Source organism: Chitinophaga sp. (genome assembly GCF_017745275.1).
Classification (GTDB): domain Bacteria; phylum Bacteroidota; class Bacteroidia; order Chitinophagales; family Chitinophagaceae; genus Chitinophaga.
Window position 1 is genome coordinate 17,849 of the sequence record NZ_JAGHZS010000001.1, and the last position, 19,905, is coordinate 37,753.

At 45.6% G+C, this 19,905-nt stretch carries 18 protein-coding genes; 11 read left to right on the forward strand and 7 right to left on the reverse strand.

Annotated features, from left to right (window positions below; all coding sequences use genetic code 11):
- Positions 1-14 precede the first annotated feature (14 nt).
- The 6 genes from ccoG to J7623_RS00120 all read left to right on the forward strand — a co-directional run bounded on the left by ccoG (position 15) and on the right by J7623_RS00120 (position 6,262).
- On the forward strand, positions 15-1,400 hold the full coding sequence (ccoG, locus tag J7623_RS00095) for a cytochrome c oxidase accessory protein CcoG (protein ID WP_291915722.1): 1,386 nt from the start codon (positions 15-17) through the stop codon (positions 1,398-1,400).
- Between the two features lie 38 nt (positions 1,401-1,438).
- The gene (locus J7623_RS00100; RefSeq protein ID WP_291915725.1) at positions 1,439-1,876 is read left to right on the forward strand and encodes a FixH family protein; all 438 of its coding nucleotides are present in this window, start codon (positions 1,439-1,441) and stop codon (positions 1,874-1,876) included.
- A gap of 6 nt (positions 1,877-1,882) precedes the next feature.
- Complete coding sequence (locus J7623_RS00105) at positions 1,883-2,599, forward strand: sulfite exporter TauE/SafE family protein (RefSeq protein WP_291915728.1); 717 nt, start codon at positions 1,883-1,885, stop codon at positions 2,597-2,599.
- Positions 2,600-2,605: 6 nt separating this feature from the next.
- Positions 2,606-3,964, forward strand: coding sequence for an oxygen-independent coproporphyrinogen III oxidase (hemN, locus tag J7623_RS00110; RefSeq protein WP_291915731.1), 1,359 nt, complete (start codon positions 2,606-2,608; stop codon positions 3,962-3,964).
- A 573-nt stretch (positions 3,965-4,537) separates the two neighbouring features.
- Positions 4,538-5,485 (forward strand): UDP-3-O-(3-hydroxymyristoyl)glucosamine N-acyltransferase, encoded by a 948-nt coding sequence (locus J7623_RS00115; protein WP_291915734.1) that lies wholly within the window; start codon positions 4,538-4,540, stop codon positions 5,483-5,485.
- Between the two features lie 90 nt (positions 5,486-5,575).
- A complete protein-coding gene (locus tag J7623_RS00120) occupies positions 5,576-6,262 on the forward strand; it encodes a hypothetical protein (RefSeq protein WP_291915737.1) in 687 nt (228 codons plus the stop codon).
- Between the two features lie 14 nt (positions 6,263-6,276).
- Here the strand turns inward: J7623_RS00120 and J7623_RS00125 are convergent, their stop codons facing one another.
- The 3 genes from J7623_RS00125 to pheS form a co-directional block, all read right to left on the reverse strand.
- Positions 6,277-7,260, reverse strand: coding sequence for an NAD-dependent epimerase/dehydratase family protein (locus J7623_RS00125; RefSeq protein ID WP_291915741.1), 984 nt, complete (start codon positions 7,258-7,260; stop codon positions 6,277-6,279).
- A 44-nt stretch (positions 7,261-7,304) separates the two neighbouring features.
- Entirely contained in the window at positions 7,305-8,156 is an 852-nt protein-coding gene (locus tag J7623_RS00130) for a 3-hydroxyacyl-CoA dehydrogenase NAD-binding domain-containing protein (protein WP_291915744.1), read from the reverse strand.
- 98 nt (positions 8,157-8,254) lie between these two features.
- Entirely contained in the window at positions 8,255-9,283 is a 1,029-nt protein-coding gene (pheS, locus tag J7623_RS00135; protein ID WP_291915747.1) for a phenylalanine--tRNA ligase subunit alpha, read from the reverse strand.
- A 98-nt stretch (positions 9,284-9,381) separates the two neighbouring features.
- On the opposite strand from pheS, the gene J7623_RS00140 reads away from it, so the two are divergent.
- Positions 9,382-10,224, forward strand: coding sequence for a histidine kinase (locus J7623_RS00140; RefSeq protein WP_291915749.1), 843 nt, complete (start codon positions 9,382-9,384; stop codon positions 10,222-10,224).
- Here J7623_RS00140 and J7623_RS00145 read toward each other — a convergent pair.
- Entirely contained in the window at positions 10,221-10,907 is a 687-nt protein-coding gene (locus tag J7623_RS00145; protein ID WP_291915752.1) for a response regulator transcription factor, read from the reverse strand. The two genes, J7623_RS00140 and J7623_RS00145, sit on opposite strands and share 4 nt — an antisense overlap.
- A gap of 20 nt (positions 10,908-10,927) precedes the next feature.
- Positions 10,928-12,370 carry a HAMP domain-containing sensor histidine kinase gene (locus J7623_RS00150; protein WP_291915754.1) on the reverse strand — a complete coding sequence of 481 codons (1,443 nt, stop codon included), beginning with the start codon at positions 12,368-12,370 and terminating at the stop codon, positions 10,928-10,930.
- 194 nt (positions 12,371-12,564) lie between these two features.
- Here J7623_RS00150 and J7623_RS00155 point away from each other — a divergent pair, with 194 nt between their 5' ends.
- Together J7623_RS00155 and J7623_RS00160 are read left to right on the forward strand one after the other, a co-directional pair.
- A complete protein-coding gene (locus J7623_RS00155) occupies positions 12,565-13,341 on the forward strand; it encodes a GLPGLI family protein (RefSeq protein ID WP_291915757.1) in 777 nt (258 codons plus the stop codon).
- Positions 13,342-13,382: 41 nt separating this feature from the next.
- The gene (locus J7623_RS00160) at positions 13,383-16,256 is read left to right on the forward strand and encodes a TonB-dependent receptor (protein WP_291915759.1); all 2,874 of its coding nucleotides are present in this window, start codon (positions 13,383-13,385) and stop codon (positions 16,254-16,256) included.
- Between the two features lie 84 nt (positions 16,257-16,340).
- Here the strand turns inward: J7623_RS00160 and J7623_RS00165 are convergent, their stop codons facing one another.
- Positions 16,341-16,625 carry a hypothetical protein gene (locus J7623_RS00165; protein WP_291915762.1) on the reverse strand — a complete coding sequence of 95 codons (285 nt, stop codon included), beginning with the start codon at positions 16,623-16,625 and terminating at the stop codon, positions 16,341-16,343.
- A gap of 213 nt (positions 16,626-16,838) precedes the next feature.
- Between J7623_RS00165 and J7623_RS00170 the strand changes: the two genes are divergently transcribed.
- The gene (locus tag J7623_RS00170) at positions 16,839-17,732 is read left to right on the forward strand and encodes a TIM barrel protein (protein ID WP_291915765.1); all 894 of its coding nucleotides are present in this window, start codon (positions 16,839-16,841) and stop codon (positions 17,730-17,732) included.
- A gap of 56 nt (positions 17,733-17,788) precedes the next feature.
- Complete coding sequence (locus J7623_RS00175) at positions 17,789-19,243, forward strand: amino acid permease (protein WP_291915767.1); 1,455 nt, start codon at positions 17,789-17,791, stop codon at positions 19,241-19,243.
- Here J7623_RS00175 and J7623_RS00180 read toward each other — a convergent pair.
- On the reverse strand, positions 19,240-19,782 hold the full coding sequence (locus tag J7623_RS00180) for a GNAT family protein (protein WP_291915769.1): 543 nt from the start codon (positions 19,780-19,782) through the stop codon (positions 19,240-19,242). The genes J7623_RS00175 and J7623_RS00180 overlap by 4 nt on opposite strands.
- Positions 19,783-19,905 lie beyond the last annotated feature (123 nt).

Genomic DNA, 19,905 nt, shown 5'->3' on the forward strand with positions numbered 1-19,905 from the left:
AAAAAAGTACAAACATGAGTAACAGCACATTCAGAGATACGATAGCCACCGTTGATAAGCAAGGCAAGCGCAACTGGATTTTTGCGAAGCAGCCTAAAGGCCGCTGGTATAATATCCGTAGTTGGGTGAGTCTTTTCTATTTTAGTGTTTTCTTTAGCCTGCCGTTTATTTCCATAAATGGCAGGCCCTTATTCCTGCTGAATGTGATAGAGGGAAAATTCATTCTCTTCGGTGCCATCTTCTGGCCACAGGACTTCTTCATCTTTGGGCTGGCCATGCTGGCTTTCATTATTTTCATTGTAGTATTTACCATGGCTTTCGGACGGCTTTTCTGTGGCTGGATGTGCCCACAAACCATCTTCATGGAAATGCTGTTCCGCCGCCTGGAATACTGGATAGAAGGCGATGCCGCGGCACAGCGGATGCTGCAGCAATCGCCCTGGAACACCAATAAAATTATTCGTAAAACAGGTAAGCACCTGGCTTTTTACGCATTGTCGTTTTTGATAGCCAATATGTTCCTGGCATATATCATTGGTGCAAAAGCACTGGGCCGTATCATCACCGAGCCACTATCCGCACATACAGGAGGCTTTATTGCGTTGCTGGTATTTTCCGGTGTGTTCTATGGCGTGTTTGCTTTTATGCGGGAACAGATCTGTACCATTGTATGCCCATACGGCCGCCTACAGGGTGTATTACTGGATAAAAACTCCATACTGGTAGCCTACGACTACGAAAGGGGAGAACCCCGTGCTAAGTTCCGCAAAACCGATACAAGTGCACATGGCGATTGCATCGACTGTATGCAATGCGTGAAAGTATGCCCAACAGGCATAGACATACGAAATGGTACCCAGCTGGAATGCGTAAACTGTACCGCCTGTATTGATGCCTGCGATTTTATGATGGAACAAACCGGTCGGGCAAAGGGGCTGATACGCTATGCTTCCGAAAATGGTATCGCTCAAAAACAACCTTTACGCTTCACTACCAGGCTGAAAGTATATAGCACCATACTGGCATTACTGCTGATAGTGATCACCTTTATGCTGGGCAGCCGTAAGCCGGTAAGTGGTACCATTATGCGCACTGCAGGCATGCTGTACCAGGAACAGGGCACAGATAGTCTCTCCAATCTCTACCGCATTAAACTGGTTAATAAAACCACGAAAGATATCCCGATAGAACTGAAGCTGGAAGATGAAAACGGCATAGTGTCCATGATAGGCAACCCCGTAATTCATGTGAAGGCAGAAGGACAGGGAGAAGGTACCTTTTTCATTGTATTACCCAAAACAAGGGTGCATCAACGCAAGTCCACTTTCTACATAGGACTCTATGAACATAACGAAAGAATTACACGTTTACGTACCACCTTTCTGGGACCGGTACAATAAACAGGTATCGATATAAACATCTTTTAAAACAGATTATCATGAACTGGGGACACAAGATTATCATTGTATTTGTAGTGTTTGCTGCTGGTATCCTGACACTGGTCACCAAAAGCATGCGGACCAAAATAGACATGGTGACGCCGGACTATTATGGGGAAGAATTAAAATACCAGCAGGTGATAGACGGCAAACAAAATGCGGCTGGTCTTTCTTCACTTATTATCATTACCCAACCGGAAGAAGGCGTGCTGCTCACCTTTCCTCATGAGCTGCAAGGGAGGAAGATTACCGGCCAACTCACCTTTTACCGGCCTTCAGATTCCGGCAAAGATATACACCTCCCATTACAGGCAGACGATGCAGGTCATCAATTGATAAACAGGCAGTTATTTACCAAAGGTCAGTATCGTTTAAAGGTACAATGGACCATGAACGATCGCCCGTTTTACCAGGAACAAGCCATCCATATTAACTAACCCAAAATGAATGATATGATCGCCTCTTTTATGCTTGGTTTTGTAGGTAGTTTTCACTGCATTGGTATGTGTGGGCCTATTGCCCTCACGCTACCCGTCCAGCACCTTACCGGCGGCAAAAAGATGGCTGGCATCCTGCTATATAATGCAGGCCGTGTCAGCGCCTATGCCATCATGGGACTCATCTTTGGATGGTTGGGTAAACAATTGTACCTGGGAGGCCTGCAGCAGTGGCTATCTATTATTACTGGTAGTCTTCTATTGCTGGTGGCTATTTTAAAGTATAGCGGTATCCGTTGGACCAGGGGGCCACAACCACCTAATGCCTTTACGCAAAAGATTAAGTTACACCTGGGTCAACTGTTACAACAACGGCGATTTCGCACACTATACGCTATCGGATTTTTGAACGGACTCCTGCCATGTGGACTTGTATACCTGGCCATTGCCGGCGCCATTGCCACCGGCGATGTGGTAAAGGGGACCTTGTTCATGGCCGCCTTTGGCGCCGGTACCATGCCTGCGATGATTGGCGTTGCTTCATTCAGTCACCTGATCACGCTCTCCGTAAGAAATAAAATGCGCCGTATGATACCGGTAGTAGTGAGCCTGATGGGAGTTCTATTAATTCTCCGGGGCCTTAACCTGGGCATTCCCTACATCAGTCCTACCATGGTACCACACAGCGAACATGTTGTTAAAAATTGTTGTCATAAATCATAAGTCATCATGAGCCTCATCAGTAAATATAACGTAGCAGCCCCCCGATATACCAGTTACCCTACCGTACCCTACTGGGAAGAAAACACCTTTAATGCCGACAGTTGGAAAGCGTTGTTAAAAAAATCTTTCCAGGAGTCTAATGGCAGGGATGGTATCAGCATCTATATTCATCTTCCATTTTGCGAAAGCATGTGTACCTACTGTGGTTGCAATAAGTATATCACCGTTAACCATGGCGTAGAAGCACCTTATATAGCAGCGTTGCTGAAAGAGTGGGAGCTGTATGTAAATACCTTCGGCAGCAAACCCCGCATCCGTGAATTGCATCTGGGAGGAGGAACACCCACCTTCTTCAGCGCCGAAAATTTATCGGCCTTACTCAAAGGCATTTACAGCCATGCAGAACTACTTCCGGATGCTTCCCTTAGTTTTGAAGGACATCCAGGCAATACCACACCGGAGCATCTGCAAACATTATACAATCTCGGCTTCCGCAGAATCAGCCTGGGTATACAGGACTTCGACAGGCGGGTACAGGAAATCATCAACCGCATCCAACCTTTTGAAATGGTAGCCTCTGTAGTTGAGAACGCCAGGAAGATCGGCTTTACTTCTATCAACTTTGATCTGATCTATGGCCTGCCATTGCAAACACTCAACAGCATACAAAACACCATCGACAAGGTGGTGAGATTACGGCCTGACCGTATCTCTTTCTACAGTTATGCACATGTACCCTGGATCAAGGGAACAGGACAACGCCGGTATACAGAAGCCGACTTACCCGGAGATGAAGAGAAAAGACAACTGTATGAACTGGGTAAGTTGCTATTAGACAGCAACGGTTATACTGAAATAGGTATGGACCATTTCGCATTGCCGGGAGAAGCCCTGCATACTGCTTTTAAACAGGGAAGATTACATCGCAACTTCATGGGGTATACTGTTACACATACCTCCCTGCTGGTAGGTTTGGGAGCATCTTCCATTGGCGATAACTGGTACGCGTATGTGCAAAATGAAAAGAAGATTGATGTCTGGCAGGAGCTGGTTAACAAAGGCGAGTTCCCTATAGTACGGGGGCATATACTCAGTGAAGAAGATCTCTTGTTAAGAAAGCATATCCAGGACCTGATGTGCCACTTCGAAACTACCTGGCAGAAGGCAGATACACAATGTGAAGCGGTGATAGAGGGGATAGAAAGATTGCAGGAGTTGGAGAAGGATGAACTGGTAACTGTACTTCCTCAAAAGGTGATGGTAACCTCTAAGGGCAAGCCTTTTATACGTAATATCTGTATGGCTTTCGACGCCCGCCTGTGGCGACAAGTACCACATTCACAATTGTTTAGCAAGTCTATCTAAACAGTACATTTACTGTTTGGATACATCATCGGAGTAGTTGGAAAGCGTGATAAAGAATTGTTGCTGTTCTGACTACTCCGGTGAGCGATAAAAAAATGGAAAAAAATTTGGGTGCAGCCGGATAAAAAAACCTTGTTAGCGGGTAAAATTCCCAAAAAGTATAAAAAATGAGGGGAGGTGTCCTGTTACCTTCCTGCCATGAAAATGGTAAAAAGAGGAAGAGGCGATGGAGATAGTTTTTAGTAAGATAAAAATGTGATTCGCTGTAACGCTTTATTCGCGCGGGTTTCAGAGGCAATAAAAAAAGTCTGACCGTTTAAACAATCAGACTTTCTTGTTATGTGAATGGGTTAGTAAGTACAGGGAAACAAAATTCCCTACACAATATTAAAAAGAATTTCATCACAAAAGAAAAATTTTACAAAAAAATTTATTCACACCACTAAAATAATTGTGGATAACAGCAGATTGAAACTTCCCCAACGATGTTATCATCTCCCCAAATTTTGATTATTGGAATTGTTGATTCACTACCTTTGTTACTCTTTAACATTATTTAATAATTCAGAGTATATGAAGTTCGAAGCACCTGTTGCAGTAACTGAAATAGCAGCATATATAGGCGCAGAGCTGATTGGCAACAGTCAATTGATGGCCACCGGCATCAATGAAATACATAAGGTAACACCAGGAGATATCTCCTTTGTTGACTTTGAGAAATACTATGCCGCCAGTCTTAATTCTGCAGCAACCATTATCATCATTAACAAAAAGGTAGATTGTCCCGAAGGCAAGGCGATTTTGGTGCTTGATGACCCGTTCAGTGCTTATGTGAAACTGGTAAAAAGATTCAGACCTTTTGAACCGGCAACCAAAGCCATCAGCGATAGCGCGGTGATAGGAGAGGGCACAGTGGTGCAACCCAACGTATTCATTGGTAACCATGTGCGCATTGGACGTAACTGCCTCATACATCCCAACGTTACTATTTATGATCACTGTGTGATTGGCGATAACGTCATCATTCACGCCGGTACCGTGCTGGGTGGTGATGCTTTTTACTTTAAGAAAAGAGCAGAGCGGGAAGTGATGTACGATAAGCTGGAAAGCTGTGGCAGAGTAATCATAGAAGACAGTGTGGAAATAGGCGCTGGCTGTACCATCGACAAAGGAGTGAGTGGCGATACTATCATCGGTCGCGGTACCAAACTGGATAACATGATCCATATCGGGCACGGTACGGTAGTAGGCAAGAACTGCCTCATTGCTGCACAGGTAGGTATTGCCGGTAAAGCACATATTGAAGACAACGTAATCCTCTGGGGACAGGTAGGCGTGAACAAAGACCTCACCATCGGAAAAGGTGCAGTGGTACTGGCGCAAAGCGGTGTACCTTCCAGCCTCGAAGGAGGTAAAGTATACTTTGGTTACCCGGTAGAAGATGCCCGTGCAAAAAAGAAAGAGCTTAGCTGGATCAAACGTATTCCTGAAATCTGGGAAAAGGTAAAAGATCTCAAATAACATACTCAACAACGGTTGTTTATCTGCCGGCAGTGCAGATAAACAACCTTCCACCACTAATGCCCCCGTCATTCTAAACCCACTCACTTCATGAAACCATTCTTTGCCGCTTTAATGGGTATGCTGCTCTGGAGTTGCAGCACCCCTAACAACACCCATACCACCCCTTCACTATATAGCAATGATCAGCAATGGACCACCGGGGTAAAAGATAGTTGGCTATCTGCCAAAACGCTCTCTTTAGGGGCATATACCACTACTTCCCGCAAAAACGGAGTGGCGGAGGCCACCTTCATCAAGGATCCTAAAAATGCCTTTAATTTCTACCTGGATGGCAATGATGAGCATCTCCTGGTGCAAACCATGAATACAACTGCCATTGCTTTTGCCAATCGCAATTTGCCGGCTTATTTAAGTAGTTTGCCGGGCAATACGGACCTTCGCTACACTTTGATCAATGGCACCAAAAATGAGCCGCTAAAGCGCTGGGAAATGATTGTTAAATCCCCTCACTACCTGGAGCTAAATGATAATAAACCAGTAGGTGTACTCAGGTCAGCCGATATAGATATACGTATCACTGCCCATAATCGTTTTGGCAAGGTCAATTCTTATGAAAACATCTGCTATGAATTCCAGTATCGCGGACAACCTGTAGCAGCAGTAAAGCCGGGTGATAAATCAACAGGCAGTAAGCCCAAAGTATGGGTAAGTAAGGAGGCAGATCCTGAAATGACGAAAACACTGTCGGCTGCAATGGCCGCATTTTTATGGTGATGTTGCGTTAGCTGTTATTTGCCGGCACGTTCTGCTAAGAAAGCGGAAGCAATTTGCTGGATCGTTTGTTCTAATGGCCGGAACCGGAAACCCGGCAGTGCATTCAGCACCTTGGTATTTTCATAGGTAACTTTCATTTGTGCTGTGCGGGCTGTTTCTTTTGTTACCAGCGGATGCTTGCCGGTTAGCATCCCCTTTATTTTCTCCAGGCGCCACACCACTTCTGCCATCCAGGGCTTCGCAGCAATATGAGGAGGCTTTTTGCCCAGGGCATGTGCCATCGTGGTAAAAAGACGCTGATAATCCCAATTGTCGGCAGAAAGGATAAAGCGCTCTCCCTGGATATCACTATCCATCAGCAGTATCATGGCTTTCACTACATCTGCTACATCAACAAAGCCATTCACCCCTGTTGTATAGTAAGGGAACTCCTTCCAGGCGTTCTTCAGCAATGCCCCGGAACCATCGTCCCAGAAGCCGGCACCGAGAATAATAGAAGGATTTACAATTACGGCATCCAGCCCTTCCGCCATCCCTCTCCACACTTCCATTTCTCCCTGGAACTTACTGATGCTATAGCGCGAGTTATTTTTGCTGTCTTCCCATTCACAGGCTTCATTTACGGCCGCATTCTCTCTTGCACGGCCAATAGCAGCCACAGAGCTTACATAAAGCAGTTTCTTTACACCAGCATCCAGCGCCATATTGACTACATTAGCCGTTCCTTCTACGTTAATCTTCAGCAGGCGGTCTTTGTCGGCCGACTGAAACGACACCATCGCCGCACAGTGATATACCTGCGTAACGTCTACCAGGGCGTCTTCCAGGGTGAAGATATCCAGGATGTCGCCCGGAACCCATTCTATTTTATCGGCAATATCCTGCAACCGGGGAGAAGGTTGTTGCCGGTACAATGCCCTTACAGGTTTACCTGCAGCAACTAATGCCCGAATTAAATGACTACCTAAAAACCCTGTTCCGCCGGTTACTAAAATCATGAAGACTAAATTCTAATGCTATAAGAGGTCCAAAAGTAATAAAACTATTGTTCGTACCTGTAAAAACCCAATCCTGTTTTGCGTCCCAGCTTACCATCTTTCACCCGTTGCTCCTGTAACACGTTCGGCTTAAAGCGGGGAGCATGTGCAAAGGCATCGTATAACGACTGCGTTACTGCCAGGTTCACATCATTGCCGATCAGGTCCATTAATGCGAAAGGCCCCATTTTAAAGCCCACACTCTCCAACAGCTGATCAATAGTGCTGAAGTCGGCCGCACCTTGTTCTGCCACATGCATGGCTTCCAGGTAATAATGCCTGGCCACCCTGTTAACAATAAACCCGGGGGCATCTTTCACCCGTACCGGCACTTTACCCATCTGCATCGCCAGCGTATACACTGCTTCTGCCACTTCGGGCGCCGTATGTTTTCCACTCACCACTTCCACCAGCTTCATCAGGTGTGCCGGGTTAAAAAAGTGCATCCCTACCACCCTGGATGCATGGCTATCCACGGCCGCCGCAATGTCTGATACAGACAGGGAGGAGGTATTGGTAGCAAAAATAGTATCTGGTGAATTGATGGCTGCCAGTTGGGTAAACAGGGCTGTTTTAGCGGCTATCTTCTCTACAATTGCCTCAATGATGATGTCGGCTACACAATCTTCCAGCACCGTGGTAAAACGAAGCCGCTGCAAGGTGGCCGCCTGTTCTTCCGCTGTCAGCTTGCCTTTTGTTACGGCTACAGCCAGGCTCTTCTCTATTTGCGATTTCGCTTTATCCAGTCCTTCCTGCCGGATATCGAACAACAGTGTATTAAATCCGCTATAAGCTGCTATTTGTGCTATTCCGGCACCCATGGTACCTGCGCCACATACGGCTATAGATTGTATCACTATCTGAGGTTTTTTCGTACAGAAAAAAAGCTATTGCAGCGACCAATGACCCGCTACAATAGCTTTTGCTTTATACATTTCGCTTTTTGCTTCATAGTTTATACCGCACCTTCGAATTGCTCCAGGAAACGGGTATCGTTTTCAGAGAACAGGCGTAAATCTTTAATCTGGTATTTCAACATGGTAATACGCTCTATTCCCATACCGAAGGCAAAACCGGTATATTTTTCCGGATCAATACCGCAATTAGCCAGCACTTTTGGATGTACCATTCCACAACCGAGGATCTCTACCCAGCCGGTTTGCTTACACACCGGGCAACCTGTACCTCCGCAAATGAAGCACACAATGTCCATTTCAGCACTTGGCTCTGTGAATGGAAAGTAGGAAGGACGGAAACGGATACCTGTATTTTCGCCAAACATCTCTTTTACGAAGTGATACAGCGTTTGCTTAAGATCCGCGAAAGATACATTTTCATCGATATACAATCCTTCTACCTGGTGGAAGAAGCAGTGTGCACGGGCTGAAATGGTTTCATTCCGGTATACTCTTCCCGGGCTGATAATGCGGATAGGCAGCTTGCCTGCTTCCATTACCCTTACCTGGGCAGAAGAAGTTTGGGTACGCAGCAACCAATCCGGGTTCTTGCTGATGAAGAAAGTATCCTGCATGTCACGGGCCGGATGGTTTTCCGGTAAGTTCAATGCGGTGAAGTTATGCCAGTCGTCCTCAATTTCTGGTCCCTCTGCAATGCTGAAGCCCAGACGCTCAAAAATGCGGATAATTTTATTCCGCACCAGGCTGATAGGATGACGGGTACCCAGGCGGTGTGGCGCCGCGGGTAAAGTATAATCAATATCGCCAGCATCTGCGCCGGTAGCATCTTTCAGATCACTGAACTGCTCATAGCGCGACTCCGCGAGTTGTTTAAATTCGTTTAATATCTGCCCAAATTCTTTCTTACGGTCATTCGGTACCTGCTTCATCTCCCCGAAAAGAGCTTTCACGATACCTTTTGTACCCAGGAATTTTATGCGGTACTGTTCCAGATCCGCGGCGCCCGCAGGCGTAAAAGCCGCTATTTCTTCTTTGTAGGTGGCTATTTGCTGTACTAACTGTTCCATAAACGACAAAGATAAGCGATTAGGAGTAAACTGTTGTGGGGGAGATAACCCATATTTGCCCGAAATAACGTATATTTCATGAGCAAATCAGCGAGGGTATGTCTGTCACGATACACATTACCTGGTTATTACTGGCCATAGCCATATCTGGCGCCTTTCTACTCCTTTTCGTCCATTACCGATCCCGTTACCTTCTTATCAAAGGCAATGAAAGAACTATGGTGTTACACACCAACCAGCAGGAGAAAGAGTTGCTATTACTCCGTAAACAACTATCAGAACTAAAACTCCGCAGCCTCAAATCACAGGTAAATCCACATTTCCAGTTCAATTGCCTGAATGGCATCTACACCGCGCTGCTGACCGGCGAAACCACCCTGGCCCAGGAATATATCTGCGGATTTGCTCTTCTGCTCAGGAAAGTACTCCAGCTGGCCGACAAAAATTTCATCTCCCTGCAGGAAGAATCTGATATGCTGGAACTATACCTGAAACTGGAGCAACTACGCACCAACAAAGGATTTGAATATACTCTCAAAACGGATCCACGGATTTCACCATCTGCCCTGCAGGTACCTTGTATGCTGGTACAGCCATTTGTGGAAAACGCCATCTGGCACGGGTTAATGCATAAGGCAACAGATCGCCGGCTGCATATTGAATGGATGCAGCTGCAACAAAATTTATATGCATGTGAGGTTATCGACAACGGAATAGGCCGGGTACAGGCGCAGCAATACCATCATGAAGGCTTAAAAACGCACAGTCATCACTCCAGGGGAATGGAAATATGCATGGAACGGGCTTCACTTTACCGCTCTATGTACCACACCCAATTCAATATAGAAATTACAGACCTGTCAGGAAAAGAAAACACCATACAAGGCACCCGCGTATGCATCACCTTTGAAATAGCCCCTGCTATGAATATACCGGGCTAAAAAATCAACTTATACCCAACACCGCGAATATTCACAATCTGTACCCTGGAATCATCTTTCAGGTACCGGCGCAACTTGGTGATGAAAACGTCCATGCTGCGGGCATTAAAGAAGTTATCATCTCCCCATAAATCCAGTAATACTGCCTTCCGCTCCATTACCTCATTCTTGTTGTTGTACAACCGCTGCAAAATAGCGGCCTCGCGGTGGGATAGAAATTCTACGGTATTATTGCGGGTTAGTGTTTGCTTGGTATAGTTGAATACATATTGACCAATAGATACGGCACCTTCTTCCACTTCACGGGTGCCGGGGTTGTCCGCAAAACGCTTTAGTAATGCGGTAATGCGTACAATCAGTTCATCCATACTGAAAGGCTTCTTCAGGTAATCATTGCCGCCCAGTTCAAAGCCCTTTACTACATCCACAGTCTGCGATTTAGCCGTGAGAAAAATAATCGGGGTGAATTTATCCTGCTTACGGATTTCGGACGTCACCGTAAATCCATCCATGTTCGGCATCATGATATCCAGCACCACCACATCCGGGTGTTCCTGCTGATATAAACGTAGTCCTTCTCTGCCATCGGCTGCATACAACATTTCGAAGCCCCGCATTTCAAGGCTGTCTTTTACGATCTGTCCAAGCTGTACTTCGTCTTCTATCAATAATACTTTTGCCATAGTTTCTTTATTTACGATGATTATGCAGAAGGAATGATAAGGGTAAATTCACTGCCTTTGTCAGGCTCGCTATGCACCTGGATGGTACCATTGTGCATTTCCACAATCTTCTGCACATAACTTAAGCCTAAACCAAAACCCTTTACATTATGCAGGTCGCCGGTAGGTACGCGGAAAAATTTATCAAAGATATTCCCCTGGTATACCTTCGGAATACCAATGCCGTTATCCTTCACCTTAATCTTTAAGATACCATTTTCCAGGCTGGTTTGTATATATAACTGCACCTGTTCTCCGGAATATTTAATGGCATTATCTACCAGGTTGTTGATAGCATTCGATAAATGTGTTTTATCTACCTGTACCATTTTACCTGCCAGGTTATTATCATAGCGCAACTGCAACTGCTTCGTGGCTTTCAGCTGGTGATTGGAAAGGATGTTATCAATCACTTCATTCAGATCTGTTTCTTCGCGAAACAGTTCAATATCTTCTTTTTCCTCTGCAGCAATATGCAGTACTTTTTCTACCAGGTCGGACAGGCGCTGTAATTCGTTTTTGGAGATGTCCAGGTACGTTTGCGTTTTTCGCTGATCATTCAACGCATTGAAATTCTGCAACGCTTCTACAGCCGCAGATACAGTAGCAATCGGCGTTTTCAGCTCATGCGTCATATTGTTGATAAAGTCGTTCTTTACTTCCGACAGCCGCTTCTGCTTCAGGATCGTTCGCAGCATATATATAAAACAGAGCGTTGTAAGCACCAGTAGCACCACAGAACTCAGGAGGGTCCAGATCATTTTCTGCAGGATAAACTGCAGGGGAGAATCGAAGCTGGCCTGCACGAAGAGGTTGCTGGCCGGGTTAAAAGGAATCTTGGAGGTTTGGCGGGGCTCCCGTTTCCGGATACTATCCCGGAAGGTTTCCCTTTCAAAGCCACTATAGCTGAAGTGGAACGTGTCCAGTTTATAGGGGGTGGCTATTTGGCGGTTCGCCAGCTCTACTTTGAATACAGAATCCAGTTTAATAAGGTTGGTGCTATCATTATGTAAGTTGCTGGTGATAAGGAATTCTGAAATTTGCCTGGCCAGGGTATCTGCATATACTTTGTTGGGAGAATCGCCGTGGAAAGCTTCTGGTGGGGGAGATCCCGGGAAGCGGTCAAACTCCCGCTGCCCACGGAATCGTTTTCCTTTGGGCACGCCAATTTCTTCCAATTGTTCCGCCAATCCACGCATCGGCTTGTTCAACGAATCTTTATCTTTTCCAAAATAGCGGATATAACGCCGCACATCTGAAAACTGCTTATTAAATACTGCCTGGCGCAGCGACTCATTAATTTCCTTGCTAAACTGCTCCTGTCTTAGCTTATAAGAATTATACAGCCAATACCCCTGGAATAGAAATATACCCAGTATACAAACAGACATCAGGATGAGGATATTTCTAATTCGTTGTCTCATGGAAGATTTTAAGATCCGTACAAAACTATCCATTCCGGGCTGAATACCGGCTAATCCCTTAACAGTAATTAACAGTAAATAAGGAAGATTAACGGTTACCAACCAGCCTTAACAGTAAATAACAGTAAATAAAGCTTTTTAACCGAAAAAACGAACCTGAAAGAGCAATTTTGTTGTAACAAAAACAACCAGGTATGAACCGAACTATCCGTTTACTTTTTGCAGCAGCTACGCTGCTTTCCGCCAGCAGCCCTGTATTAGCCCAGCAATCAGGCACTATTGAATATGAAGTAACTGCTAAAACAGATCCTGAACGCATGCGTGGCTTTCAACGCGGAAGCGATGATGCGCCGGAAATTCCCGATGTCATCACCTTTAAACAAACTTTTACCTTCAATAACAACATCGGTAAAATCACCACCGAACGCCCCGACTTCGGCGGCGGCCGCAGGCAGCGGCCGGAAGGCGACACCAGCAACCGCTTTGGCCGCCGGCCCGGCATGGGCGGAGGTATGGGTTTCCGTGGCAACAACGCCCAATACGTAGACCTGGCCAACAAAAAATATGAGCAGGTTTTCAGCACCTTTGGCGATGATAAAAAAACATACTACACAGAAGAGGATTTTATTTTTACCGCTAATACCAAGTCGTCTGATAAAACTAAAAAAATAGCCGGATACAACTGTAAAAAGGCCACCATACAGCTTAAAGACGACACCTACACCGTATGGTATACCACTGAACTGCCGTTTAGCTTCGCTCCGGTGAACGGTTTGTTACCCGAAAATAATGCCGTAGTACTGTCGGCAGAAGGCAGCAAACGTTCTTTCGTGGCCAAGAGCGTAAACCTGAAACCTGTTACAGATGCAGATCTTAGCCTCCCTGCCGGTGCAGAAAAAGTAACACAGGAACAAATGAGAGAGATCAGAAAACAGGAGATGGATAAATTACGTAAGCGGCAACAACAATAATAAATTTCATCCTAACTTCCCCTCCGCTGTTAAATTCATTTATGAAGAAACTTATACAACTCTTGCTGGTACTGGGATTGAGCATACTGTATGCACAAGCCCAGGCCCAGCAAGGAAAGATTAAAGGCCAATTGACTGATTCCACCACGAAGGAGGCCATGCCCGCCGCCACCGTGGCGTTACTGAACGCGAAAGACTCCAGCGTTGCCAGTACCACCATGACAGATACTAAAGGTAATTTTGAACTGACCAATGTAGCAGATGGCGCCTACCGGCTCTACGTGAGCTTCCTGGGCTACAAACCCCTCAACAAACAAATACAAATCACTCCCGACCGCAGAGATATTGCCCTCGGCAACATCGCCATGGGACATAAAGGCGTAGACCTGAACACAGTGGAAATTGAAGGTGAAAAACCACCCATCGTAGTAAAAAAAGATACGCTTGAATTTAATGCCGATGCCTTCAAAACTCGCGAAAACGCTGTAGTGGAAGACCTTCTGAAAAAATTACCCGGCGTCACCGTGGATAAAGACGGCGCCATCACCGCACAGGGTGAAACCGTTACAAAAGTATTGGTAGACGGCAAACCTTTCTTTGGCAGCGACCCAAAACTGGCTACTAAAAACCTTCCCGCCAACATCATTGATAAAGTACAACTGATAGATAAAAAGTCGGACCAGGCGCAGTTCACTGGTATTGACGATGGACAAACAGAAAAAACCATCAATATCACCATCAAAAAAGATAAGAAGAAAGGCATGTTTGGCCGGGCTACTGCCGGATATGGTACCGATGACCGCTTCGGTAGCTCCATCAGCTTAAACCGCTTCCGGGAAAACCAACAGGTATCGCTGTTAGGTGGCGGTAATAACGTGAACAATACAGGTTATACCGTACAGGATCAGATGAGCTTCAACTCTGCCGGCGGTGGTAGAGGAGGGGGCAGAGGCGGTGGTGGCGGCATGCGTGGCATGGCTTCGGGTATGGGCGCCAATAATCCCGGTATTACCCGCAACTGGAATGCAGGTCTGAACTTTAACCAGGACTTCAATAAAAACCTGATCGTAAACGGCAGCTACTTTTTTAATGATACCAAAACGGATATAGAACAAAAGCAAGCCAGGCAAACCTTTTCCCAGGATCAACACAAAAATCCTACCACCACCAACGACTATTCTACCTCTGCGTCGCAGACAGATAACAGCAACAACCGCATTTCTGCCCGCATAGAATATACAATCGATTCATTGCACTCGCTGATTTTTTCACCTACCTATTCCCTCACCAATGGGAATAGCTATAGTGTTACCAACAGTTCATCGCTTCTTAATAACAAAGATTCTATCAACAGAGGCAGTACTATCAACGACGGACAGGGCACCAACACCAACATCGGTGGAAGCCTGTTATTCCGTAAAAAATTTAAAAAACAAGGCCGTTCACTCAGTGCGAACTTCAACTATAACAATAGTAGTAATGATCAGCAAAACTTTGTGAAGTCCAATTTCTTCTTCTTCAAAAATGACAGCATCAGTGCTTTTAACCAAAGAAACCAGGTCAATACCGACAGCCGCAACGCAGGCGTAAACCTGACTTATACAGAGCCCGTTGGAAGAGACCGGTACCTGGAAGCTAACTATGGGCTGACCAAATACACCAATACCAGCACGAAGTATACGTATGATTATGATGCTTCCAACAAGGATTACAATATCATGAATGACTCGCTCAGTAATGTTTTCACCAACAATACGCTGAATCAGCAGGCTGGCCTGTCTTTGCGTACTACCAAACTGAAATACGACTACTCATTTGGATTAAACGTACTGTTCAACAACCTGGATAATACTACCCATTCCTTCCTTACGGGAAAGGATACACTCATCCAGCAACATACCATTAATTTCGCGCCACAGGCGTCTTTTAATTATATGTTTTCCAAGAGCAAACGGTTACGCATCAACTACAACGGAAATACACAGCAGCCGAGTGTACAGCAACTGGCGCCCGTTCCGGATAACAGCAACCCATTGTACATTCAGTTGGGTAACCCGGATTTGAAGCCTTCTTTCAATAATAACCTGAACATTAACTTCAATCAGTTTAACAACATTACTTTCCGTGGTATGTTTGCTTTCCTGAGTGGGTCTTATGCAGTGAATAAAATTATTAATGCCACCACGCTGGATACCAGCACCGGCAAGCAAATGGTAAAACCTGTTAACGTAAATGGTTACTTCAGTTTACGTGGTATGGTGCACAACTCCATTCCTTTGTCGAAAACGCCGGGGCAAAACCTAAACACCGGCACCAACATAGGTTATACGCGGGATGTTACCATCGTAAACGGCAATACCAGCTATACCGGGACATTACAGATATCTCAATCTGCCAATGTAAATTATATGTACAAGGAGTTATTGGATGTATCAGTAGGTGGCAGCATTAATTATAACGGGGTCCACTATACGCAGGCGACTAATGTAAACCAGCAGGATACCCGCTACCTGGATTATAACATCAATGCGGATTTCAATATCAACCTGCCGAAAGGATTTATGATTGGCAGTGATATTACCTGCACCATGAACCGTAACCGGCCGGTGGGGTATAATCTTACCTCTACCATGTGGAATGCCAATATAGCGAAGTATGTATTCCCTAAAAAGCAGGGTATGATTAAGGTACAGGCTTTTGACCTGCTAAAACAGTACGTGAGCGTTACCCGTACGGTGGCGGATACTTATATACAGGATACGCAAAGCAACGTGCTGCAACAATATTTTATGGTGAGTTTTACTTATTTCCTGAACCGTTTTGGTGGCAACAACAAACCGGGAGAGGGAGGAAATCGTATGGGCTTCCCCGGTGGCCGGGGTGGCGGAGGATTCCGTCAAATGAGAGGCTTCTGATAACCACTATTTATCATCATGAGAAAGGGCTATTGTTCAGCAAAATAACTGCTAAACAATAGCCCTTCTTCTTTTAATCATTTTTTAGGCAGATACCGTACTCCTTCTTCCTGCTAATACCCGTTTCAATACCCATGAAATTGTAAATGTGGGGATGAAATCTGTTCCGGGAAATAATTCTTCCATAAAGTTAAAAACGCTACCAAAGGTACCCAACGAACCGCCAAACATCCGATAGAAAATAATGGCGGAAATGGGCGCCCAAATAAAATCGCTGACCTCTCCTAACACCGGCACCGCATAACTGGCGCATCCTAATAAATCCATCAGAATGCAAAACCATAAACTGGGAGTATATTTTTTTTCCATATCAACCTCCGCTTTTCAATACTTAAACAAATTACTTACCAACTTTCAGATATTACCTGCAATTTAATATATAAACGTAACCCGGCCGCGGATAGTTCTACGTGAAAAATTAAAATCCGTATTTCCACTCCTTTTTTTCTCCCTAGAGGTAGGAGGAGCTTGTAAGTACGCATAATTTCAACTACATTGATGGCTCTTAAAGCAATCCTTTTTATGCACCAGGAAAACTCACGCCGCGATATGATTAAAAAAGTAGCCACCATGGCTTTGGCATCCACTGCGCTATCTTCTCTCACTAACAGGGTTTCTGCCCATGAACGGGCCGTTGACGAGTCCTTGAAAGGCAAAATTAATCACTCGGTTTGCGCCTGGTGTTATAGCATGCCTTTGGATGAACTCTGTAAAGCCGCTAAAAAAATCGGCATTCATTCTATTGATCTCGTGGATCCGAAAGACTTCTCCATTCTGAAAAAGAATGATATGATTACCGCCATGGTAGCCAGCAATGGCCCGGAATGGGGGATTAGCAAAGGATTTAATACCATTGCACACCACGATAAACTGGAAGAATATTTCAAGCACTACATCGATGAAACGGCCAAAGCAGGTTTCTCAAATCTCATCTGCTTTTCAGGCAACCGCAATGGCATGAGCGATTCGGAAGGCATCGCAAACTGCACAAAAGGCCTGCAGCGCATCATTGGCTATGCAGAAAAGAAAAAAGTAACCCTGGTGATGGAACTGCTGAATAGTAAAGTAGATCATCATGATTACCAGTGCGACCACACCGCATGGGGCGTAGAGCTCTGTAAATCAGTGGGTTCCCCTAACTTTAAGCTGCTATATGACATCTACCATATGCAGATTATGGAGGGAGATGTGATCCGCAATATCCGTGATCACCATGAATATATTGCCCACTACCACACTGGTGGAGTACCGGGCCGTCATGAAATTGATGAAACCCAGGAATTATTCTACCCTGCTATTATGAAAGCGATTTATGAAACCGGCTTCAAAGGTCATGTGGCTCAGGAGTTTATCCCTGCACATAAAGACCAGATCGCCTCTCTCACTCAAGCCGTTGGCATTTGCGATATCGCTTAATTCATAAATATATCCTACTTTCGCGCAATAGTCCACCAAAACAGTAGGGTATATTAATGAAAGATTATTACAAAAAGCCTTTAGCATGGCTGCTTCAGGAGTCGGCCGAAGAAAATAAGCACACCCTGAAACGTACGCTGAATGGCTTCCAGCTCTTAATGCTGGGACTAGGTGTTATTATCGGAGCAGGATTGTTTTCCTTAACAGGACCAGCTGCCGGTAATAACGCCGGACCAGCCATCACTCTTTCCTTTATAGTAGCCGGCGTTGGTTGCGCTTTTGCGGGCCTCTGTTACGCTGAATTTGCCTCTATGATACCAGTGGCCGGTAGCGCATATACATACGCGTATACCACCATGGGAGAGCGACTGGCATGGATTATCGGCTGGGACCTGGTATTGGAGTTTTCCGTAGGCGCTGCCACGGTAGCCATTAGCTGGTCTAACTATCTCGTAGCCTTCCTGGCTAAATACGATATCTATATCCCGGCACAATTTGTCCATTCTCCGTTCGAAACCATAACCCTGGCCAATGGAGTTACCACACACGGGTATTTTAACCTGCCGGCGGCCCTGATCATTATCCTGATGTCTGCCATCCTGATACGCGGCACCAAAGGATCTGCCCTGTGGAACGCAGTAGTGGTGTCGCTGAAAGTAGGTGTAGTCCTCGTTTTTATTATCCTTGGCTGGAAGTATATACAGCCGGCTAATCTCACCCCTTACATTCCAAAAAATACCGGCAATTTCGGCGAATATGGCATTTCCGGCATATTAAGAGGAGCAGGCGTTATTTTCTTTGTATATCTGGGCTTTGATATTGTAAGCACTGCCGCACAGGAAACCAGGAACCCGCGTCGCAATATGCCTATTGGCATCCTGGGTTCATTGGCGGTATGTACTGTCCTTTTCATTCTTTTTGCCCATGTACTCACTGGTCTCGCACCATACCAGGAGTTTAAAAACAACGCCGCGCCGGTGGCAGTGGCCATTGCACATACACCGTTTCACTGGCTGGGGCAAATGATCATCCTGGCTATTATTGTGGGCTATACTTCCGTAATACTGGTGGATTTATGGGGACAATCGCGGGTATTTTATGCGATGTCTAAAGATGGGCTGTTGCCGAAAATATTTTCGGAGGTGCATCCCCGTTACCGTACACCGTGGAAAAGCAATATACTCTTTTGTGTATTTGTAAGCTTGTTTGCCGCACTGGTACCAATAAGGGTAGTAGGGGAGATGACCAGCATCGGCACCCTGCTGGCTTTTGTAATCGTATGCGCAGGAGTATGGATCATGCGGTATTCTATGCCGGATGCACCGCGTGCCTTCAAAACACCCTGGGTACCTTTTGTTCCCATTATGGGCATTCTTTGCTGCGCCGTAATGATGGCATTTCTTCCCTGGGATACCTGGTTGCGCCTCATTATCTGGATGGCCATTGGAATGCTGATTTACGAGTTTTACGGTAAAAAACACAGTAAAGTGCGGCAATCCCAACTGCCTTAGGCTTTCCAGTCGGACCGCAGTATCCCCATTACTACCATATCCACATACTGTCCATGCAGTTTGGCACTATGGCGCAGGATACCTTCTTTGGCAAATCCCAGCTTAATTGGGATTTGCCCGCTTCGCTCATTCTGCAGCACAAAGCGGATCTCAATCTTATTCAGGTGTAACTTTTTAAATGCGAAGGTGATCAGGCCCCTGCAGGCCATGGTGGCAATACCTTTACGTTGAAAGGCTTCTGCTATCCAATACCCGATTTCCGCTTTCTGTAGCTGATGATCCCAGCCGTGCAAGTCTATCACACCACAAAACTGTTGCTGGTACCATATACCCAATGCAACAGCTTCCTGTTCTTCCGCCTTGCGGAGCATGAGTTGAATAAAACGCAGGGAATGTTCTTCATTGGTATTGTAATCTACCCAGGGTAAAAATTTACGCAGACTTTTCCGCGACTGGTCCAGCTGCTTATATACCTGTGGAGCATCCTGCAGTTGCAACTGCCGCAGGTATATGTTTTCATTGACTGTTATTTCGAACATAGCTGGATTTAAAAGGGGCGTTAAACTTACATCGATTTAACGTAAAATCCAACCTGCATTTATTAATTAGCCGCTGGCCTTTAGCGTCGCTTACGAGCAACCTAAAAACCAACGGCTAAATCC